This is a genomic window from Planktothrix sp. FACHB-1355 (genome assembly GCF_014748295.1).
Taxonomy (GTDB): Bacteria; Cyanobacteriota; Cyanobacteriia; order Cyanobacteriales; family Aerosakkonemataceae; genus Aerosakkonema; species Aerosakkonema funiforme_A.
This window is the reverse complement of the sequence record NZ_JACJUP010001090.1, coordinates 1-2,381: the sequence shown is the minus strand read 5'-3', so window position 1 is coordinate 2,381 and position 2,381 is coordinate 1. Positions and strand designations below refer to the sequence as shown.

The window sequence follows — 2,381 nt, the reverse complement described above, 5'->3', positions numbered from 1 at the left end:
GGTAATCACAGACAACTTAGATAAAATTTTATCTGGCGCTTTTTCTTTTAACTTCCAGCCCAACTTATTCAATAAAGCGATCGCGGCATCTCCATCTGCCCAGCGCACAAAAATATCAAAAATATCTATGGGATGAAGCCCATCATCTTGGTAATAATGTAAAAGCAACGCAACATCTTTAAGAATTAGTGTCTCGATCGCAGCATCTTGAAAATAACGTAGAAGTTCGGTAATTTTAGAAACTAAGAGTTGATTTTCATACCATCTACGACGGTAGACACCCTTCAATCTTACCATCTCAGAATCTTCTACACCATGAACAGATAAATTGCGATACAGTAATGGTAGCAACCGATAAGATTCTGGATCGATATCCTCAATATCCACAGTTGTCTTCCATTGCTGCCAAGCATCAGTCGCATCTTTTCCTTGCTGGAGGGCAGCCAGCAAAAGCAATTCCTGCTCGGAAGTGACCCACTCAAATTTTCGATCGTTTCTATAATTCATAAGGCTTGTAAATCATTCAAAAGGTAAAAACTCAGGAAATGAAAGCTAAAAAACCGAGTCCAGAAATCGATCTTCTGCTCTGTTGTGCTAGAACTAGCATAGATAGTGCAATAGCGGAACGAATCAAAACAATACTTAATGGAAATATTGACTGGAAATATTTAATAGAAATAGCATCCCGACACGCCACCAAGCCACTTTTGTACCACAATCTTTCCAGCATTTGTCCGGAAGCAGTGCCACAGCCAATTTTCGATCGGCTTCGCAACGATTACCGCGCCAATGCGCTCCGAAATATGTCCCTGACGAAAGAATTGCTAAAACTTCTAAATTTATTTGAAAAGCATCAAATTCCCGCCATCACCTACAAAGGAGCAGCCCTGACTGCTGCCATTTATGGCAACCTATCGCTCAGGCAGTTCGGAGATTTAGATATTTTAGTTCAGCCGCAGGACTTTTCCAGAGCCAAAGAACTACTGATTTCTCAAGGATACCACCCAGATTTAACATTTGAGTGGGAAGAAAGTTGGATAAATAATAAAAATAAAGTTAATGTAGACCTCCATCAAAGAATCGCCCCGCAATACTTTCCTCTTTTACTCGATTTCGAGGAATTGTGGCAACGTCTAGAGCTTATATCTATTATCGGTACAACGGTAAATACTATTTCCACGGAAGATTTATTGATTATTCTTGCCTTGCAAATAGCAAAAGATTCTTGGGAACAAGAGCAAAAGCTTTCTCAAATCTGCGATATCGCTGAATTGATTCGCTCTCATCAACAGTTGGATTGGGGACGAATTATCAAGCAAGCTAAAACTTTAGGTAGCGAACGAATGCTGTTGGTGAGTTTGCTCTTAGCCAAGCAACTTTTAGATGCTAAAATTCCCAGCGAAATAGAACGAAGATTGCAAGGCGATCGGTTGATTAAAATACTTTCATCCAAACTGCAACAATGGCTTTTTTATAGTTCCGATAGCACGCTCGAAAAAGTGCAAAAATTATTCTTTTTTCCTTTTGGAGTCAGGGAACGTTTGCAGGATAAAATTGATTACGGTCGTCGGTTGTCATACCTATCTTATCTGGGAATAAAAAATCGGTTGCAGCGAATAGGAGCGTCAACTATTAAGCAAAGCTGATGCCGGGAATGTTTACTCTAATTTTGTAGACCGAAGTTTGAGCCGTGATATAAAGACTTTGCCAATCTCGATCTCCCCAAGCACAATTTGCTGGTTGTTCGGGAGTAACTATTGTTCCTAGATGATTGCCTTCGCGATCGAACACCCACACGCCTCCCGCTCCGGTACAATAAATATGTCCCTGCACGTCTACTTTCATCCCATCAGGTAAACCTGCTTGCTTAATATTCATATCGTAAAAAATGCGATCGTTAGCCAGCGTTCCATCCGCTTGTACGTCGAAAACTCGGATATGTCGGCGTTCTGAATCATCGATATAAAGCTTTTTTTCATCAGGTGAAAATGCCAAACCATTGGGTTTATTAAAATCATCGGCTACGACAATAATTTCGTTGCCATCAGAAGTAAGGCGGTAAACTCCTTGAATTGGTTGTTCTTGCTGTTCGGGTTTGATGCCATAAGGAGGGTCGGTAAAATAAATCGCGCCGTCACTTTTGACGACAACATCATTAGGACTATTCAATTTTTTGCCTTGGAATTTATCGACTAATACGGTAATTGAACCATCTTTTTCGGTGCGGGTAACTCGGCGCGTACCGTGTTCGCAAGCAATTAATCTGCCTTGTTTGTCTCTAGTCAAACCGTTGGAATTATTACTAGGTTCTCTAAAGATGGTTAACTTACCATCAGGAGTCAGTTGGAAAATTTTGTTAGCAGGAATATCGCTAAATAGGA

3 protein-coding genes are annotated in these 2,381 nt (G+C 40.5%); 1 reads left to right on the top strand and 2 read right to left on the bottom strand.

Features of this window, described 5'->3' with window-relative positions; translation table 11 throughout:
- On the bottom strand, positions 1-507 hold a 507-nt coding region (locus tag H6S82_RS29330; protein WP_191057185.1), incomplete at its 3' end, for a nucleotidyltransferase family protein.
- A gap of 38 nt (positions 508-545) precedes the next feature.
- Here H6S82_RS29330 and H6S82_RS29325 point away from each other — a divergent pair.
- Positions 546-1,646: a nucleotidyltransferase family protein gene (locus tag H6S82_RS29325; protein WP_190466417.1), complete on the top strand. Its 1,101-nt coding sequence runs from the start codon at positions 546-548 to the stop codon at positions 1,644-1,646.
- Here H6S82_RS29325 and H6S82_RS29320 read toward each other — a convergent pair.
- A partial coding sequence (locus H6S82_RS29320; protein WP_191057184.1) for an SMP-30/gluconolactonase/LRE family protein occupies positions 1,633-2,381 on the bottom strand: 749 nt, incomplete at its 5' end. The genes H6S82_RS29325 and H6S82_RS29320 overlap by 14 nt on opposite strands.